The organism is Paraburkholderia sp. MM5477-R1 (assembly GCF_050436385.1).
Lineage (GTDB): Bacteria > Pseudomonadota > Gammaproteobacteria > Burkholderiales > Burkholderiaceae > Paraburkholderia > Paraburkholderia tuberum.
In genome coordinates this window covers 452,296-468,913 of the sequence record NZ_JBNDMC010000007.1, presented here as the reverse complement: position 1 = coordinate 468,913, position 16,618 = coordinate 452,296, and the positions used below count along the sequence as shown (strand labels likewise).

The following is a 16,618-nucleotide window of genomic DNA, read 5'->3' as shown; positions in this document are numbered from 1 at the left end:
GCACGCGAACCTACCGCAGGTAAGTGCGTACGAGCCCGATGACGCTGTCGATAGACGCATCTGCGTCTGCCGATGTGCGCTTGACGTTAGAGAATTCTTCCCTGAGCTTGACTCTCCAGAACGCCTGCCATCAAACCATTAACCGCGCCTCTGACCGCTGCAATCTGCTGCAGGACAGGCGCGCAATCAACACCAGCGTCCAGCGCTCGCTCAAGCGCATCTACCTGGCCGCGTAAGCGTCGAACGCGGGCGAGGACCAGCTTCTTCTCTTCAGGTGAATTTGGCACATAGCCTCCGGTAAGTAAGGCCCCGGTATATACAGGTACTGTGTTGGGGCATACAACCGACAGTTGTGTCCACCGTTTCGATGCGGCGTCGAGCATGCGCACCGAACGGGCAAAGAAGGTTATAGGCCACAGTCAGGTTTCGGACCCTCCGTATTCACGAGGATACCAAAAATGAACATGATGTAAAAGAATGAAGCGGTTGCGAGTTTGATACAGGAGTCAGCCATGAAGCTTGGAAGCGTGTACTTCGAAGGTGACGCGAGAATCGCGGTGGACATGGGACACAACCAGGTGGCCGTGGTTGGCCGCTCCGGCGATACATGCCCGTCAGCTATGAAAGTACTGGTGAAAGATTGGCCGGCAATGTTGCCGAGACTTCTGGAATGCCTCTCGACGGCACCACGAATCGAAGCGGGAAATCTACGTTGGCTCCCTCCGCTACCCGACCCGACGAGGCTCCTGTCTGTTTCAGTTTCCTGCTCGGACGGCCGGCCTAGGCGTCTTGTCTGGAAAAGCGCCGCGAGTCTCATCGGACACCGTCAACCCATCTCGTTGAAGGCGGCGTTTGGCTCAGTAACCGCGAATGCCGCGCTCGCCCTTGTGATAGGCGAGCACACAATGCAGCGGGGATTGCACGGCATGACTGTTCCCGTTTTTGGCTTCGCCCCCTTTACCAACTTGTCGGGGCGCAACGTCGCCACGCTCGAAACCCATGTCGGCGGGTACGCCGCCGTCGAAGCGGATGCATTTGCTTGCGGGCTCGAGAATTTCGCTCCGATGGGTCCTTTCATGGTAGTCGATGAAGACATCGCCGCGCAGGTCGCTTCTTCGATGGTCCGTGTGAGCGTTTCGGAACACGAAGAGATACAAGGCGAAACTTCTCTGCTGCTCGAAAGCGCTCGAATGTGGCTTCCTGGCATTGCAAGGCTTGCAAATCTCCACGCCGGTGACGTGGTCGCCTTTTCATTCGAACTGACTCGTTCGAGCGAACTCATGGAAGCGAGAGGCGACTTTACAACCACCATAGACGGCGTCGGTGCGCTCAGTAACCCATTACAGCAGTTACCGATTCGCGAGCACGCGCCCTAAGAGGATTCAGCGTCTTTTTTCAGATGAACCTGGCCGACCGTTACCTCATCCGCACCGTGGATATAGTTATTTTCCCGGGTTGCAAGGCAGTCGAGGCTGTAGCGATGGTTCACATCTTCGATGATGCGAACGCTCGCTTAACTGCTGCGGGGCAGCGGGCGCCGCGATAGGAGCAAACGCCGATATGGACTTGAAGACGTGACGATTTCTAAGTCCTAGCACCAGTGCTCCGTGCCCGCCCATCGAATGTCCGCAAATCGCCATCCTCGAAGTATTGATGGGCAGGGAAGACGCCAATGTGTCCAGAAGCTCGTGCAGGATGTAGCTGAACATCCAGAAGTGACTTGACCATGGGGTCTGGGTCGCATCGACGTAGAAGCCTGCTCCGAGCCCCAGTCCCCGCTCCTCCGGCGCGTCGGGCACTGAGGGCCCGCGTGGACTTGTGTCGGGGGAGATGAGAGCGATGCCAGCCTTTGCTGCGTAGCGCTGGGCGCCCGCCGTCATAGGAAATGTCTGCTCGCTGTCTCCAATGCCCCCGAGAAATAGCATTCCCGCTACCTTCCCGAGGGACGCCTGAGGAGGCAAGAAAACGCCAAACTTCATTGGCCCCCTGACAGCCGATGACTCGTGCCTGTAGAAACGCTGGACTCCACCAAAGCAAAAGTGTTCAGAGAGTAACTCCATGACACGGCTCTTTCTATCTGCCAGGAAAGCCCGGCTTAGCGAACACGAGCAGCACTGCCTCGCTGGAGCGAGACCGGCTATCGCACTTTGCAGGCAACGAGCGTTGCTCTGTCCCACAAGCAGGCCAACGTTATTTGTTCTTCGCGGAAGTCGATAGTGCTACCGGTGAGGCATGGCACAAAACGGCGTTTATTTGTCAGTCCCAACAGGTTGGGTCCCGGCTTCGCGCGGCCACAACGATTAGGACTTTCCCGTAAGGACCGTCTCATCGAGAAGTATCAAATGCGCACGAAAGCCATATCCCGCGAGCGTTAGCGGGCGATGCCCATCGCGTCGCCTGCTGCGCCGCCGCGAAAACACTTCCTTGACGAGTGGTTGACATCTGGATACCTTGTTCGAAAATGTACACCACGTCAATAAATGGTCGTGATGTAAAGCCGGAGACGATGGATGTGGCAGTTCGCAACATCCGGGCAGACAAGCTGCGCGTCCTGGTATCCATAGAACTGGTACCCACAATCGAAGGCGCACGATGTCTGACACATCACCGATTTCATTCGCCGACTATCAGGCGCTGACAAATCTTGACGCCCTCTATTGGGCAATTGCGGACGGCAAACATCAAACCGGTGCAGAGCAACTGTTCATCGCAAACGGCATGTTGGCCCTCGGAAACCTCGAATTGCAAGGGCGCGACGCTATCGCGAAATTCTTCGCCGACCGCGAGACACAGAACAAGGCATCTGGTCGAGTGACACGTCATGTCGCCGGCTCGCGCGCAATCGAAATGACCAATGCTGATTCGGCAGTGTTGCGCTCGGTAGTGCTCGTGTTCGCAGGCTCAGGAGAGTTTCCGCTTGAAGCCGGCGCGCCGTCCACCATCGCCGACGTCACGGACCGTTGTGTCAGGCACAACGGCAACTCATGGCACTTTCAAAGTCGCATCGTCAAGCCGGTTTTCGTTGGTGCCGGCGCCGCAAAATTTGCGCGTTGAGCGCGTCATTCCGTCAGAGGCAATAAATGTCAACCACATCCAGCAGCGCTAACCAGACCAGCCGCGCTTACCTTGCCTGTGTTCCCCATGTGCCGCTCACATCGGTTCAGGAGCGCAAGGACAACCCTGATTTCTGGCGCGCGTATGACGAGCGCGTTCGGGAGTTCCGCGAATTCGACCCTGACCTCGTCGTTGTCTTCGGCGGTGACCATTACGACGGCATGCATTTGAAACTCATGCCGCAATTCGTTGTGGGCCAGGTAGCCGAGGCGTTGAATGACTGCGGTGGCTATCCCGGGCCGCTCAACATCCCGCTGGACATTGCTGGTCGTGCGGTCAATCACCTGGTGGAACACGAATTCGACGTTGCTGCGTCTTACGCGATGGAAGTCGACCACGGATTTTCGAATGTGCTGCACTGGTTTCTCGGTGAACTGAACGCGAAGCCCGTGCTTCCAATCCATATCAACTCACTCGTCGACCCGCGTCCGACATTCCGCCGATGTCGTTTGCTGGGCGCCGAAATCGGTCGCTTCGCCCGCACGCTCGGAAAGAAAGTGGCGTTTCTGGGCTCTGGCGGACTATCGCATCAGACGGACTTCATTTTCCCGCAATTTCACACTGCGCCCAACGAAGATGTGAAGGAATACATCGTTCACGGTGGCGCACGTGGCGGAGCCATCTCGCGTGACAAGTGGATGCAGGGCATCCGGGAAGGCATGGACAAACTCAGCGGGCAGCTGCTGGATGGCAGCTTCCACGCATCGTGGATTAACGAAGCCTGGGACCGGCAGTTCCTTGAAGTCCTGGCAAGCGGCAACCTTGAGCGCTTCGACAGCTGGACCGATGCAGAAGTTCTCAAGGCGGCGGGTTATGGCGGCAGCGAGGTCCGCCAATGGATTGCTGCTGCGGCCGCGCACCAGGCGTTCGACCGCGGCGCGACCCTTCACATCGACTATTACTCTCCCGACACCACGCTCGCCGTCGGCGTGGGCGTCGTTCACGCCTGACGGCCAGCAACAATTAACGGCGAGGCCGGCATGAACTCCACACAATCCAACAAAGTCCTGCTACTGCATGGGTGGGGCGGCAATTCTGAATCCGTCTGGGCGGCCAGCGGGTGGTACGAAGCGCTTGAAGCATCCGGATTTGCGCCCTTGCCCGTCGACCTTCCGGGCCACGGGGTGGCAAGCGGCTCGCACGACGCGCTCGACTACGCTGACCTCACCGCTTATGTGCTCGATGAACTCGGAGACGTGGGGCCGGTTTCCGCTATCGGTTATTCCCTCGGCTCCAAGGTGCTGCTTGAGCTTGCGATACGTCGGCCTCAAATGTTCAAACGCCTGGTGATTGGTGGCCTGGGGGCGAATGCCTTTGCACCCGAACGTGCCGGAGAGCTCGTTGCAAAGTGCCTGGTAGACGGACCGAAGGAGGACACACCACCTGGGGTTCGGGCACTCGCGCAGTACGGGATTGCTGCCGGTAACGACCCGCTCGCGATTGCCGCCGTCCTTCGGCGCCCGCCCAACCCGGTGCTGTCGCCCGAGCGAGTCTCAGCTGTCGCTTGTCCTGTGCTCCTCATTAGCGGCGACGCGGACCAAATAGCTGCGCCCTTGGCTCCTCTCGCGGAAGCACTGCCCAACAGCCATGTTTTGATGCTGGAGGCTGTCGACCATCTTTCGCTGCCCGCGTCGCAGGGGTTCCAGGACGCAGCACTAAGCTTTTTGTCCAGCGGTAACGAGCTTTGATGAATGAAACCTATACGTCGACAACACGCGAAGCGTCGACATGGAGACTCTGAGGAAAATATGAAATTCTTGAGAAACGCATGGTATGCGGCTGGCTGGAGCGAAGAAATCGGCCGGGAGCTTTTTCAACGGAAGATGTTGAATGAGGCGGTGCTGCTCTATCGCACGGAAGACGGACGCGCAATCGCGATGTCGGACTACTGTCCTCACAGATTTGCGCCGCTGCACCTGGGCAAGCTTATAGGGGACACCGTCGAGTGCCCCTATCACGGACTCCAGTTCGACTGCAGCGGCCAGTGCGTCGACAACCCGCACGGTGACGGCGTCATCCCGAAAGCGGCACAGGTGCGCACGTATCCCGTCGAAGAGCGGTACGGCCTCGTATGGGTGTGGATGGGCGACCCGGCGAACGCCGATGCGACGAAGATTGCTGACTACTCGTGTCTGACCGATACATCCAAGTTCAAGGCCGTGCACGGCTACATCAAGCTTAACGCGAATTACCAGTTGGTAATGGACAACCTAACGGACCTCAGTCACGCGTCCTTCGTCCACGAGACCACGCTGGAGCCGCGCGAGACAGCCAAGCACAAGTTTCACGTAAGCGAAGAGAACGGAGTCATCTTCACCCGACAGTGGTGCGCGAATAATCCGATTACGCCGTTGTTCAAGGCCGTGCTCGGCATGGACGGTCCGGTCGACCACTGGCTCGAGATGCGCTTCGTTCCGCCGGCAAACACGATGACTTACTACGGAATTACGCGACCTGGCGCGACTCGCGAAGAGGGTTGGGATACGCACAACCCGAACATCATCACGCCCGAGACCGAGACGACCACGCACTACTTCTGGGGCACGGCGCGGACCTTCGACCTGGAAAACGAGCAACTGACTGAAATGTTCCGCGCAGGCGCAAGTCACGCATTCGAAAATGAAGACCGGCCGATGCTCGAATCGCAGCAGGCGCTGATTGGGTCAACTGACTTAATGACGCTCAAGCCGGTGTTGCTGGTGAACGACGCGGGTTCCGTACGTGTTCGCCGCATGCTGCAACGAATGATTGATGAAGAAGACACCCAGCCCAAGGTGATTCCAGTGACGCCCGTGAGCGCCACCTGAAGCGAGCCCCCTCGGGTCGTGAGCTTGAAATTCGCAAGTGAACATCCGGTAGTCGATTTGTAGTCTTCAACAGGGCCGGGGAACGTAGCTGCATCAGCGGGATGCGAAGTTTGGGGAGGACTCGATGAGCACGATGAACAGTTCTTTGCGCTTGCTGGTCGAAAAGTGGCTCGGGCCAAATCCGGCCATGGCGGTCCGCGTGACGCAGTTCGGTCGCATGAACTCGAATCAGCGGCGCTTTGTATGTGTTGAGGTGTTGCGGCCTGCAGGCAAGCTCGCAATTTATTTTTTCCGTCACGATGACGGTGTGTGGTGCGTCTTTCCGCCTACAGTCAAACGTCCTGCGATGAGCGTTCACTGATTCGAATGGGATTACGGCCCGTTGACTACCTACCGAATTTATAACTGATGACACAAGGGAACCTGGAGACAAAGCATGCAATTCGTTCGTAACGTTTGGTATCCGTTTGCGTGGGACGAAGAGGTCGGAACGGGTCTCTTCACTCGTACGCTCCTTGGTGAGCCGATTGTCGCGTACCGAAAGCAGGACGGTCGGGCGGTCGCTCTCGAGGACACCTGCCCGCACCGTTTCGCGCCCTTGCATATGGGCAAACTGGTCGACGACTGCGTCCAGTGCCCGTACCACGGTCTCACTTTCGAGAGCAGCGGTGCCTGTATTCGCAACCCGCACGGCGACGGCAAGATTCCTACCGCCGCGAAAGTGAAAAACTATCCGCTGGTCGAGCGCGACACCTTGCTCTGGATTTGGATGGGGAAGCCTGAAGAAGCAAAACCTGACCTCATCCCCGACTTCAGCTTCCTCAACAACACGGAAGAGTTTGACTACACGAGCGGCAACGTCATGCGTATGCCGCTGAAGCTCGAACTCATTACCGACAACCTCATGGACCTGACGCACGCAGCCTATCTGCATCCGACCAATCTCGGGAGTGCAGCGGTAGCCCACGGAAAGATGACAGTCACGCAGACGGGCAATACCGTCCTGTCCCAAAACCTCTATCCGGACGGGCTTCCGGCAGCGGTATTTTCAATGACAGGCGCATGCCCGCCGGACAAGCACGTCGACTACTGGGTAGACGTTCGCTGGGACCCGCCCGGTGCGATGTACTTCTACGCCGGTGTCACACCGGCCGGGCGGCCCCGGTCCGAAGGCGCGCAGCTTTCCAGCGCGCAGTTGCTCGCGCCCGAGTCTGAGTCGACCACCCATTACTTCTGGAAGATGTACCGGAACTATCAACGCAATCAGCCGGAGCTCACTGCGGGTATCGAGGCTGCTGTCGAGCAGGCCTTCAGTACGGAAGACGAACCCATGATTGCGGCTGTGCAGCAACGGATGCGCGGTCGCGATTTGTGGTCCATGAAGCCGGTGCTGCTGAGTACCGATGGCGGCGCAGTACGCGTACGTCGACTGCTCGAGCAGATGGCGCTGGCGGAGGCCGCCCAACCGGCATCGGCATGAGAGAGAGAGCAAAGACAAGCCATGAGTAAAGTCATCATTACCTGCGCCATCACCGGCTCGATTCACACGCCGTCGATGTCGCCCTTTCTGCCCGTCACTGCCGACGAAATTGCAACCGCAGCTATTGGCGCTGCAGAAGCTGGTGCATCCATGGTGCATCTGCATGCTCGTGACCCGAAGGACGGCCGTCCCTCGCAGGACCCTGAACTGTTTCGCGAGTTTCTTCCGCGTATTCGGGAGGCATCGAACGTCGTAATTAATCTCACGACGGGCGGCTCGCCAGCCATGTCCGTCGAAGAACGGCTGCAGCCCGCTCTTCAGCTCAAACCGGAAGTCGCCTCCTTGAACATGGGCTCAATGAACTTCGGCCTCTACCCCATGTTGGGGCGCTTCAAGGAGTTCAAGCACGACTGGGAACGACCTTACCTCGAAGGGAGTAACGAGCGCATCTTCAAGAACACGTTTAAGGACATCGAGTACATCCTTTCTTGTTGTCGTGAGAACAACACCCGGTTCGAGATTGAATGCTACGACATCGGCCACCTGTACACGGCCGCGCACTTCCTGGAACGCGGCCTCGTCAAACCGCCTTTGTTCATCCAGTCGGTGTTCGGCATTCTCGGTGGCATCGGGCCCCATCCAGAAGACGTGCTTCAGATGAAACGCACCGCCGACAGGCTGTTCGGGCGCGATTACGTTTGGTCCGTGCTCGGCGCCGGAGCGAATCAGATGCGCATCTGCACGATGGCCGCGACGCTTGGCGGCAACGTACGCGTCGGTCTCGAGGATTCGCTCTGGTCCGGTCGTGGGCGGTTGGCGGAAACCAACGCGGAACAGGTACGGAGAATTCGCACCGTGCTTGATGCGCTCTCGCTCGAAGTGGCGACGCCGGACGAAGCAAGAGAGATTCTGCAATTGAAGGGCGGAAAAAACGTGGCTTTCTGATGTAACCGCTTTTGCTTTTGATGAAAGTCATACATTGATTTAGGACAACAAAATGCAACACGCTACTCTGGATGTCAAAGTCCTGCGAAAAAGGGTCGAAGCTGAGGGTATCGCGAGCTTCGAATTGGCGTCACCCGATGGCAAGCGGTTGCCGCCCTTCAGCGCAGGCGCACACATCGACGTATTTCTTCCTAACGGCATGGTTCGACAATATTCGCTATGCAATGCTGCTGGGCAGGACGACGTTTACCAGATTGCTGTGTTGCGCGACCAGAATAGCAGAGGAGGTTCGGTCTGCATTCACGACGTGGTGCAGGAAGGTCAAGTCCTCAAGATAAGCGAGCCGCGGAATCATTTTCCTCTCGCCAATGGTGCATCTCACTCGGTGCTGGTTGCTGGCGGGATTGGCGTGACTCCCATACTTGCGATGGCAGAGCGGCTCTCGCACACGGGCTCATCTTTCGAATTTCACTATTGCACCCGCAATCGTGAACGAACCGCATTCCAGGCACGAATTGCTGGGTCTCCGTACGCATCGCGTGTTCAATTTCATTTCGACGACGGCCCCGAAGAGCAGCGATTTGACGCAGATGCGGTACTGCGTGCATCCCTGGCGCCGGACGCACATCTCTACGCTTGTGGGCCCGGAGGATTTCTCGATTTCGTCCTGGGTCGAGCTCGCGAGGCAGGCTGGTCAGGAGCTCACCTCCATCGGGAATATTTTACTGCCTCTCCGGTCGAGGCGTCGCAAACGGGAGCATTTGAGGTTGAGATAGCCAGCACCGGAAAAGTCATCCCGATAATGCCAGACCAGAGCGTCGTCGAAGTCCTCGCAGAGCACGGCGTTGAGATACCTGTTTCCTGCGAACAGGGCGTCTGCGGTACGTGCATTACGCGAGTGTTGTCCGGTGAGCCCGACCATCGCGACATGTTCATGACGGACGAGGAGCACGCCAGAAAAGACCAATTCACTCCGTGCTGTTCGCGCGCGAAATCAGCCCGACTGGTGCTCGACCTGTAGACGAAAAGGAGACGAGGTGGATTTCATACGCAAAGCCATGGTGCTGCTGAGGCCAGTTTTTGTGTGCATGAGCGTCGCCGAAATTGCTCGACGATGGGCGGAACTTGGCGAGTTCCTGTGCTCGGCACTGGATTGGGATGGAGGAAGTCGGTAGCCGTTGGACTGGCGAGCCAAGAGTTGCGTCAAGACGACAAAGCAGACGGGCCTACCCCGCTCATGCTGACAAAAAAGCCATATCGGAGACAGAAATGAAGACGACGCGTCATCGTATCACCTTGCTGTGTGCAGTCTGCACGGCCGCTGTATCAGGAAGTGCGTGGGCAACGAATGGGTCATACACTACAGCGAACGGTCCGTTTGCAGCGGGGATGGGCGGCGTCGCCATCGCGTTTCCTCAGGATGCTGTGGTGGCCGCAGACAATCCGGCAGGCATGGCGATGGTTGGCAATCGCGTAGACCTCTATGGCCTCTTGCTGGTTACCCAATCGGACTCGACGTTCGGTTCGTATCAGAACCACTTCTACTCCCGGGCTATCGTTCCCGCGGTAGGGCTCGGTTTCAACTACCAAATTGCGCCGCAGTGGACCGTCGGCGTATCGGTAACCGGAGTCGGCATCGCCGACAACTATGGGCGGCCGGTTCTGCCGGTTCCGGGTGCCGGACCCGCGAAATCCAGCCTGATTGGCATCAACGCACTGCCTACTGTTACCTATAAGCCACTACCAAATCTCGCAGTCGGCGCGTCTCTCGTACTGGGACTGGAGCAGTTCCGCAGCAACGGCGTCGTCGCGGCCACTCCCGGTGGGGACGTAATTGCGCTGCCTAGTCATGGCACGCAGTACGCGACGGGTATCGGCGCAGGAGTAGGGGTGCTGTGGACGCCCATTCCAATGGTCGATTTGGGTGCATCGTACTACACGAAGACTTGGTTTTCGGCGCTTCCCGGCTATCGAGACGATTTGCTTGCAGCAAGTAACGGACACCTGAATCTGCCGTCTCGCTATGGCGCGGGTGTCGCAGTGCATCCCATGCCAAAGCTGACTATCGCGGCTGACTACATGCGTATTCAATGGTCGGGCGCGGCGGGCTACAACATCGCAAGCAGCTTCAACTGGCACGACCAGAACGTGTTTCGCTTCGGCTTCTCGTACGACATCACCAGCAAATGGACTGTACGGGCTGGCTACAGCATCGCCAACAGTCACTTCGATTCGGACCATACCCTTGCAAACTTCTACGCATCAGGCATTAACGACCGAGCGGTGACTGCCGGTGTCACGTATTCATTCGACGCGAAGAATTCGATTACGGGGGCCATTGAGTACGACATACCGCGGTCGGTTCAAGGTACGGGCCCGAGTACCGGAACGAGTATCAATACAAACTTCCAGGTGTACACGATTGGTTACACGCACAAGTTTTAAAAATGCGCACAGACGTTCGTGCAACGACAGGAGGTCTTATGCCTGACGCAACTGGTCGGCCAATCTTGAGAAGCAGATTGTCGGTTACTGAGCGGCCGCTCCTTGGCACATTTGTCAAAACGCCATCGGTCCACGTTGTCGAAATACTAGGTGCAGCGGGCTTCGATTTTCTCGTCATCGACGGGGAACACGCTGCGTTCGACCGGCAGTCGATAGACCTCGCGCTGCTTGCTGCGCGCGCTGCAGGCGTACACGCGGTGGTGCGCGTGCGGAACTGCGACGCGACCGAAATCCTGGCTGCACTCGACGACGGTGCCGATGGAGTGCTTGTACCTCATATATCAAGTCGCGAGCAGGCAGAGGCGTTGATACGCGCCTGCCGCTACTCGAGAGGACGAGGTTTCTCAAATTCGCCCCGTGCGGGAGCCTACGGCGCAAAGGCGATGTGGCGGCACGTTGACGATGAAGATGGGCGTGTCGCCGTCATTGCAATGATTGAAGACCCGTCGGCGGTTGAATGCATTGAGGATATTCTCTCCGTCGACGGCATAGACGCTATCTTCATTGGGCGCGGTGACCTGACCGTTGCGATGGGCGACCGTGAGGTCGGCGCACCTTTGGTTCAAGCTGCCGCAAACCGAGTTATCGAAGCTGCCGTTCGGCAATCTAAGCCAGTCTGGCTGCTGCCCTCAAGCCCAACGGAAGCAGCGGCATTTGCGGAGAGGCAAGTCAAAGGTTTCATCATCTCATCAGACCAAGGTCTAATGCGCTCGGCCGCGCTCGCGACCTTGAGCGAGTTCAGAGCACCGTTCGATAAGACTTAGGTTTATGGAGGCAACATGTACGACAAGAGCGACCCACGTGCCGGATTGCCGACAAGCGCTGCGGTAGCCACCGATTTTGCTGGCGCCGAATATGCAAAGTTTTACGATTTGCCGCCGCAGAAACAATCTGCGCAGTTGAAGGCTTGGATAGCGCGGGGCCAGAACTTCGTGACCGTGTTTATCGAAGCCGAGGAAGGCGCAACCTTTGCGCGAGAGTCGCAGCCGGACGAGTTTGTCGTTCTCGTGCCGGACCCGACTGGCGCCGCACAGGTCCAATGGGACGGTAAAACATCGGAGCTGCCGGGCGCTTCCGTAACTTTCGTGCCCAATGGCGCCAGCGAGATTACTTTCACGAGGCCGGGCCGCTATCTGTTGCTATTCACGTCACAAAGCGGCGATTTGGCAGCGGCCAGCGCGAATGCCGCGTCGTACTCGAGCCCGCATCCCAATATCCCGGCATGGCAGCCGTGGCCTGAGCCCGTCGACGGCTGGAAAGTTCGAACGTATAGCCTCGATGTGCCTGACGAACCGGGGCGCTTCGGACGCATCTGGCGGTGCTCGACCTTCATGGTCAACTTCTTGCCCGCGCAGATGGGACCCCGCGATGTGACGAAGCTTTCGCCGCATTCTCATGATTCGTTTGAGCAGGGGTCTTTCGCGCTCGACGGAGCGTTCACGCACCACATCAGATGGCCGTGGACACCGAACATGCACGCGTGGCGTCCGGACGACCACGAACTTTGCGCCGCGCCTTCCATCGCTGTCATTCCGCCGCCGGCCATCCATACGTCTCGCGGAATGGACGCAAAGGTAAATCAGCTCGTCGACATCTTTGCGCCACCTCGAGTCGACTTTTCGCTAAAGGACGGTTGGGTGCTCAACGCCGCCGACTATCCCATGCCAAAAACGTAGCGCAATCCGCTGTTTCAGCATAGCCCGAGCGCCGTTAGCCGGCGCGGACTGCGACGCGAAGGCAGCGGTTGACTCATTTTCAAATTTTGCGAAGGTCATGACCCGTGAATACGAAGACAAAGCCTCTCGTTATCCTCGCCCATCCCGACATGCGTATATCGCGTCTGAATGCATGTCTGGCGAGGGCTTTGAGCGAGACTGATTCAGCAACAGTGCACGACATCTATCAGGCATTTCCGAGTGGGGTAATAGACGTGTCCGCCGAACAGAAACTGGTTGAAGCGCACGACCGCATCATTTTTCAATTTCCGCTCACCTGGTATTCCTGTCCGCCGTTTCTTTCGACCTGGCTGGTCGAGGTTTATAAGCGCGGATGGGCGTACGGGCCCGGTGGTCGTGCACTGAACTTCAAGACCTTTGGTGTGGCAGTTACCACCGGCTCAAACGGTCGCGACTATACCCGGCAGGGACGCTACCGCCGCAGCATGGAGGAAGTCCTCGTACCGTTCGAGTTGCTTGCCCGGCACTCTGGCATGCACTATTTGACGCCGTTTGCCTTGACCGCAGCGCGTGAACTTGCGGACGAGGAACTTGCCGTCAAGGCGGCTGCCTATCGCCAGCACGTCGTCTCGTCGGCACCCATTTCGACATTCGAGGGCAAAGATGACGACCGGGCGAAAACGGTGTATGCCGCTCACCATTACAGCAGCGAATCGAGAGGGAACGCAAATGAATGAGTTCGATGACCGCCGTTTCGTTAGCCTTCCCCAGCTGATGAACTGGAACAGCATCCCTCGTGAAACGCTACGGCGCGGAATTGAGCGGGCGGGCTTTGGCGGGAAAACATCCTCTGCCAGTTCGCGTGGGTTAGCCCGGGAGCGGAGCTGCGTCCACATCGGCACGATTTCGAGCAGGTGGTGATTGTGCTTGACGGGGAATGTCTATTTCATGTGGGGAGCGTTCCACACCGCTGTGGACCCGGTAGTTTGCTACGCGTCCCGCCGCATACGGAACACTACATTGAAGTGCTTGGCGACAAACCCGTCTTCGAAATCGACATATTCGCGCCGGTGCGGGAGGACTATGCGCACCTGCTTGACCATCAACGAAACGAATGGACGCCTTCATCGGAATGACTAAACGAGAGAGACGGCGCAGGGCGTCTCCCCTGTAGATTGAAGTGTACCGACGGAGAGCGATAGCTTCCAACTTCCGCTCCGCGAAGCTCTTGCGTAAGACAAGAGTTGTCCTATTGTGCTTCGCTCAAGAGTTCACTGCGTACAAAGCCGGAGCACTAATGCGACGCGGTCCAAGCTTCACCCGTGAAGGGCGCGGCGAAAGGCGGCAACGGTGGTAATGGAGCGGTGGCGATTTTCTTGGCCTTCAGCGAGGAAACGCCGAGTCCTCTCAGGATGATGGCTGTGATTTCGCTAGCGTAAGACGGGTTCGGGCTCCGGTGCAGGATATGCAAGAACGCGGTAAGTATGGTCCCGAGGAGCAGGTCTCGTCCAGTTTCCGGGTCATCGAGGCTAAAGGCACCGGAAGCGATGCCTTCGACTATTGTCTTACTCGCCTCGTTGAACGTTTCTTCGCCGAACAGTTTGGGTCCGTTCAGGCTGACGTTGACCATCGCCCACCCCCACTTAGGGTCCTGCTGGGCTTTGTTCAGGTAGTAACGTGTGGCGACGCCGGCGCGACGTGCCGCGTCCGCTTCCGCGTTCACGATTGGAAGCAGCGCGGAGTTGAAGTGATGGCTCAGTTCGTACGCGACGATGTCGAAGATGTCCTCACGGCTGACGAAATAGTTGTAGAACGTCGTCCTCGTCATGCCTACGCTTTGAACGATGTCTTCCACGCGTGCCAGGCGGCCGTTTTCATGCCCGAGCAGGTCAACAGCGGCGCGAAGAAGCGCCAGTCGGGTGCGGGCCTTTTTCGGTAACTGTCGGGACGCGGGTTTGGTTCTCGCGAGCACGGGTAGCGGCCCTTTTATGAAGATGTCTGATGGTACCAGTTTCACATCTTGGAGAGGTAAATGACAGATAGCCGAAGTGACGACGTAATCGTTCAGTTTACTGACGGCCGGCTTGATATTGTCTTCAATCGTCCTACGCGAAAAAACGCACTGACGGACGCGATGTGTCGGACGGTCATTGGGGCGCTAGAACAGGCAGATAAAGCGAGCGACGTGAAGGTTGTCGTTCTGTCGGGCAAAGACGGTAACCTTACGGCAGGCCATGACCTTGAGGCGTTTCTCTCGACACCACCAAGGAATGTCGATGCCCCTGTGTTCTCATTTGTGCGGACGCTCAGTCAATTGAGCAAACCTGTTATCGCGGCTGTGGAAGGACTTGCTGTCGGGATTCTCGCCTGACAGCCTGAGCGACTGCAGTTCGACGAGAGTGATAAGGTCGTGAAAAGACGGCTGGCGCTAGATGGCGCACAACGGTTCGTTCGTCTGCGCTAGTCAACGCGTTTTTCTACGTTTGGCGGCCACGCCCGCGCAGCAACGATGCAGTATCGCTTCCGTGTATGGAAAAGACCGGCAGTGGTTTGCCCCTTGCGGCATTCGAAACTGGGCTCGCTCATCCATTAGCATTCCAACGGCAGAACTGGGCTGATGGCCGTTGGGCGCAGCAAGTCGGTTGGGGACCGAGTCGGCGATATTGTCAGCTTGACTGGGCCAAAACTTCATCGGCGATACGTGCGTTAGGCCCAATGTGCGCGTTAGAGGTTGCGTCTAGTGCGCGCTTCATAGCCGTGCGTCGAAAAGCTTAAGCATTGCCGCGGCACCACCCTCAATTCCGACACCGTGCGACGGATTGGTACCTGCCTCACGAGGATTAATCCGGATGAGCCGGCTCCGCGCGCTTTTTTCGCTGAACCGTCGTACTGTCGGCAGGGCTTTTCCTGCACCGAGCTCAACGACGACCAGCTTCGATACGAACGAAGTCCAAGCTGCCAGGCGCTCGCGTTGCTTTTCATACGGCACATCGACCCACGACCAATCTCCGAACATGAGGATATTCGGTCGCGCAAGAGAGCCGCAGCGCGGGCACCGGGGCATTGGGCTTTCCAGAAGGGACGTCTTCTCATTTACGAGCGGGAGAAACTCCTCTGCTGACCATGTATCGTTCGTGTAGACATCCAGGCATTGGAGTGTGTGAATCGACCCGTGGCATTCGTGGACACAACTCTCGGAGAACCCGGCCTTCTGAAACTGCCCATCAACGTTGCTCGTAAATACGAAGGCGCCATGGACCATGCGGTCCGCCCACCGGCGCAAAATCGCGAAGCCCTCGTGCGGTACGGTTTCACGATAAAGCTTCAGGCGGTGTCCGTAGAAGCCCCATGCGAGTTCCGGATGTCTCGTGAAAGCTGCAGGGTTTGCCATGTCCTCGAACGATAAGCCTCGGTGCTGAAGCGCGGGATAGGCGCGCCAGAAGCCGTCTCGGCCGCAAAAGTCAGGAAGGCCCGAATCGACCCCCATGCCCGCGCCAGCGGTGATGAGCAAACCATCGGCTTGTCGCAGTTCGCATCCGGCAAATTTTTTGGCAGGCAAATCTCCCCCCGCTCGCGGCCAGATTTCTCCATGCGGCGTGGCCGTTGCGAAGTCATCACCCCTGTTGCGCGGTATACATAGTGCTGTCCGTTCCGCGGTGCAGCCGCGCGACTGGTCGGACATCAACGACAGCGGTCGCGGGACAACCGGTACTGTGGGATAGCCTTGAGATACCGGACAGGGTGGCGAAGTTAGCGCCCTGAGGCGAACGGCTGACGGGCGACGCTGGCTCCGAGGGGCATCTCAACGATGCTTTGGAACGTGTCTGAAGGCCTCGCTCAGGATAAGGCGGGGCTCAACTTCACCAAGGGGCATTCACAGAAACAAAGATGTACGCCAGAGAACATGCTCAAACGTAGGAAGGTGGAACGAGAGCGTTACTGGGTTACGCCGCGAGACGACGCTTGCGGCTCGGCCGGCGGCGGTCGTGCCGGATGGCGAAGAGCGACGCTGGGTCCTTCGGGTCGAGACGCACCCAGCCTTCGCCGTATCTTGCGACAGCACGGGTCTGGTACCGAGTTCCGCGAGACCA

General features: G+C 58.0%; 18 protein-coding genes and 2 pseudogenes. 16 read left to right on the top strand and 4 right to left on the bottom strand.

The window, feature by feature from the left end:
* Positions 1 to 86: 86 nt before the first annotated feature.
* Positions 87 to 383, bottom strand: a complete 297-nt coding sequence (locus OKW35_RS31000; RefSeq protein WP_429554071.1) for a metal-sensing transcriptional repressor — start codon at positions 381 to 383, stop codon at positions 87 to 89.
* A gap of 129 nt (positions 384 to 512) precedes the next feature.
* On the opposite strand from OKW35_RS31000, the gene OKW35_RS30995 reads away from it, so the two are divergent.
* Positions 513 to 1,376: a fumarylacetoacetate hydrolase family protein gene (locus tag OKW35_RS30995; protein WP_429554070.1), complete on the top strand. Its 864-nt coding sequence runs from the start codon at positions 513 to 515 to the stop codon at positions 1,374 to 1,376.
* A gap of 23 nt (positions 1,377 to 1,399) precedes the next feature.
* A pseudogene (locus OKW35_RS30990) lies at positions 1,400 to 1,528 on the top strand (GlxA family transcriptional regulator); the annotation flags it as partial.
* Positions 1,529 to 1,541: 13 nt separating this feature from the next.
* On the opposite strand, the pseudogene OKW35_RS30985 reads toward OKW35_RS30990, so the two are convergent.
* Positions 1,542 to 2,060 (bottom strand): annotated as a pseudogene (locus tag OKW35_RS30985) (alpha/beta hydrolase-fold protein); the annotation flags it as partial.
* Positions 2,061 to 2,592: 532 nt separating this feature from the next.
* Between OKW35_RS30985 and OKW35_RS30980 the strand changes: the two are divergent.
* The 13 genes from OKW35_RS30980 to OKW35_RS30920 all read left to right on the top strand — a co-directional run bounded on the left by OKW35_RS30980 (position 2,593) and on the right by OKW35_RS30920 (position 13,663).
* Positions 2,593 to 3,054 (top strand): nuclear transport factor 2 family protein, encoded by a 462-nt coding sequence (locus OKW35_RS30980; protein WP_429554069.1) that lies wholly within the window; start codon positions 2,593 to 2,595, stop codon positions 3,052 to 3,054.
* Positions 3,055 to 3,080: 26 nt separating this feature from the next.
* Positions 3,081 to 4,064, top strand: a complete 984-nt coding sequence (locus OKW35_RS30975) for a hypothetical protein (protein ID WP_429554068.1) — start codon at positions 3,081 to 3,083, stop codon at positions 4,062 to 4,064.
* Positions 4,065 to 4,094: 30 nt separating this feature from the next.
* Entirely contained in the window at positions 4,095 to 4,802 is a 708-nt protein-coding gene (locus tag OKW35_RS30970; protein WP_429554067.1) for an alpha/beta fold hydrolase, read from the top strand.
* A gap of 60 nt (positions 4,803 to 4,862) precedes the next feature.
* Positions 4,863 to 5,921, top strand: a complete 1,059-nt coding sequence (locus OKW35_RS30965; RefSeq protein WP_429554066.1) for a Rieske 2Fe-2S domain-containing protein — start codon at positions 4,863 to 4,865, stop codon at positions 5,919 to 5,921.
* 124 nt (positions 5,922 to 6,045) lie between these two features.
* A complete protein-coding gene (locus tag OKW35_RS30960) occupies positions 6,046 to 6,282 on the top strand; it encodes a hypothetical protein (protein ID WP_429554065.1) in 237 nt (78 codons plus the stop codon).
* A 75-nt stretch (positions 6,283 to 6,357) separates the two neighbouring features.
* On the top strand, positions 6,358 to 7,401 hold the full coding sequence (locus tag OKW35_RS30955) for a Rieske 2Fe-2S domain-containing protein (protein WP_429554064.1): 1,044 nt from the start codon (positions 6,358 to 6,360) through the stop codon (positions 7,399 to 7,401).
* Positions 7,402 to 7,422: 21 nt separating this feature from the next.
* Positions 7,423 to 8,346, top strand: a complete 924-nt coding sequence (locus OKW35_RS30950; protein ID WP_429554063.1) for a 3-keto-5-aminohexanoate cleavage protein — start codon at positions 7,423 to 7,425, stop codon at positions 8,344 to 8,346.
* Between the two features lie 52 nt (positions 8,347 to 8,398).
* Entirely contained in the window at positions 8,399 to 9,367 is a 969-nt protein-coding gene (locus OKW35_RS30945; protein WP_429554062.1) for a PDR/VanB family oxidoreductase, read from the top strand.
* Positions 9,368 to 9,615: 248 nt separating this feature from the next.
* Positions 9,616 to 10,791, top strand: a complete 1,176-nt coding sequence (locus tag OKW35_RS30940) for an OmpP1/FadL family transporter (protein WP_429554061.1) — start codon at positions 9,616 to 9,618, stop codon at positions 10,789 to 10,791.
* Positions 10,792 to 10,829: 38 nt separating this feature from the next.
* Positions 10,830 to 11,615, top strand: coding sequence for an HpcH/HpaI aldolase family protein (locus OKW35_RS30935; RefSeq protein ID WP_429554060.1), 786 nt, complete (start codon positions 10,830 to 10,832; stop codon positions 11,613 to 11,615).
* A 15-nt stretch (positions 11,616 to 11,630) separates the two neighbouring features.
* Positions 11,631 to 12,527, top strand: coding sequence for a hypothetical protein (locus OKW35_RS30930; protein WP_429554059.1), 897 nt, complete (start codon positions 11,631 to 11,633; stop codon positions 12,525 to 12,527).
* 104 nt (positions 12,528 to 12,631) lie between these two features.
* Positions 12,632 to 13,264, top strand: coding sequence for an NAD(P)H-dependent oxidoreductase (locus OKW35_RS30925; RefSeq protein ID WP_429554058.1), 633 nt, complete (start codon positions 12,632 to 12,634; stop codon positions 13,262 to 13,264).
* A 108-nt stretch (positions 13,265 to 13,372) separates the two neighbouring features.
* Positions 13,373 to 13,663 (top strand): cupin domain-containing protein, encoded by a 291-nt coding sequence (locus OKW35_RS30920; protein WP_429555106.1) that lies wholly within the window; start codon positions 13,373 to 13,375, stop codon positions 13,661 to 13,663.
* A gap of 158 nt (positions 13,664 to 13,821) precedes the next feature.
* Here the strand turns inward: OKW35_RS30920 and OKW35_RS30915 are convergent, their stop codons facing one another.
* Entirely contained in the window at positions 13,822 to 14,499 is a 678-nt protein-coding gene (locus tag OKW35_RS30915) for a TetR/AcrR family transcriptional regulator (protein ID WP_429554057.1), read from the bottom strand.
* Positions 14,500 to 14,559: 60 nt separating this feature from the next.
* Here OKW35_RS30915 and OKW35_RS30910 point away from each other — a divergent pair, with 60 nt between their 5' ends.
* The gene (locus OKW35_RS30910) at positions 14,560 to 14,898 is read left to right on the top strand and encodes an enoyl-CoA hydratase-related protein (protein WP_429554056.1); all 339 of its coding nucleotides are present in this window, start codon (positions 14,560 to 14,562) and stop codon (positions 14,896 to 14,898) included.
* A 378-nt stretch (positions 14,899 to 15,276) separates the two neighbouring features.
* Here the strand turns inward: OKW35_RS30910 and OKW35_RS30905 are convergent, their stop codons facing one another.
* Positions 15,277 to 16,209, bottom strand: coding sequence for an SIR2 family NAD-dependent protein deacylase (locus tag OKW35_RS30905; protein ID WP_429554055.1), 933 nt, complete (start codon positions 16,207 to 16,209; stop codon positions 15,277 to 15,279).
* Positions 16,210 to 16,618: the final 409 nt, after the last annotated feature.

Coding starts and splice junctions, on each gene's coding strand:
- OKW35_RS31000 (WP_429554071.1), bottom strand. CDS start 383: ATGCTCGACGCCGCATCGAAACGGTGGACACAACTGTCGGTTGTATGC.
- OKW35_RS30995 (WP_429554070.1), top strand. CDS start 513: ATGAAGCTTGGAAGCGTGTACTTCGAAGGTGACGCGAGAATCGCGGTG.
- OKW35_RS30980 (WP_429554069.1), top strand. CDS start 2,593: ATGTCTGACACATCACCGATTTCATTCGCCGACTATCAGGCGCTGACA.
- OKW35_RS30975 (WP_429554068.1), top strand. CDS start 3,081: ATGTCAACCACATCCAGCAGCGCTAACCAGACCAGCCGCGCTTACCTT.
- OKW35_RS30970 (WP_429554067.1), top strand. CDS start 4,095: ATGAACTCCACACAATCCAACAAAGTCCTGCTACTGCATGGGTGGGGC.
- OKW35_RS30965 (WP_429554066.1), top strand. CDS start 4,863: ATGAAATTCTTGAGAAACGCATGGTATGCGGCTGGCTGGAGCGAAGAA.
- OKW35_RS30960 (WP_429554065.1), top strand. CDS start 6,046: ATGAGCACGATGAACAGTTCTTTGCGCTTGCTGGTCGAAAAGTGGCTC.
- OKW35_RS30955 (WP_429554064.1), top strand. CDS start 6,358: ATGCAATTCGTTCGTAACGTTTGGTATCCGTTTGCGTGGGACGAAGAG.
- OKW35_RS30950 (WP_429554063.1), top strand. CDS start 7,423: ATGAGTAAAGTCATCATTACCTGCGCCATCACCGGCTCGATTCACACG.
- OKW35_RS30945 (WP_429554062.1), top strand. CDS start 8,399: ATGCAACACGCTACTCTGGATGTCAAAGTCCTGCGAAAAAGGGTCGAA.
- OKW35_RS30940 (WP_429554061.1), top strand. CDS start 9,616: ATGAAGACGACGCGTCATCGTATCACCTTGCTGTGTGCAGTCTGCACG.
- OKW35_RS30935 (WP_429554060.1), top strand. CDS start 10,830: ATGCCTGACGCAACTGGTCGGCCAATCTTGAGAAGCAGATTGTCGGTT.
- OKW35_RS30930 (WP_429554059.1), top strand. CDS start 11,631: ATGTACGACAAGAGCGACCCACGTGCCGGATTGCCGACAAGCGCTGCG.
- OKW35_RS30910 (WP_429554056.1), top strand. CDS start 14,560: ATGACAGATAGCCGAAGTGACGACGTAATCGTTCAGTTTACTGACGGC.
- OKW35_RS30905 (WP_429554055.1), bottom strand. CDS start 16,209: ATGTCCGACCAGTCGCGCGGCTGCACCGCGGAACGGACAGCACTATGT.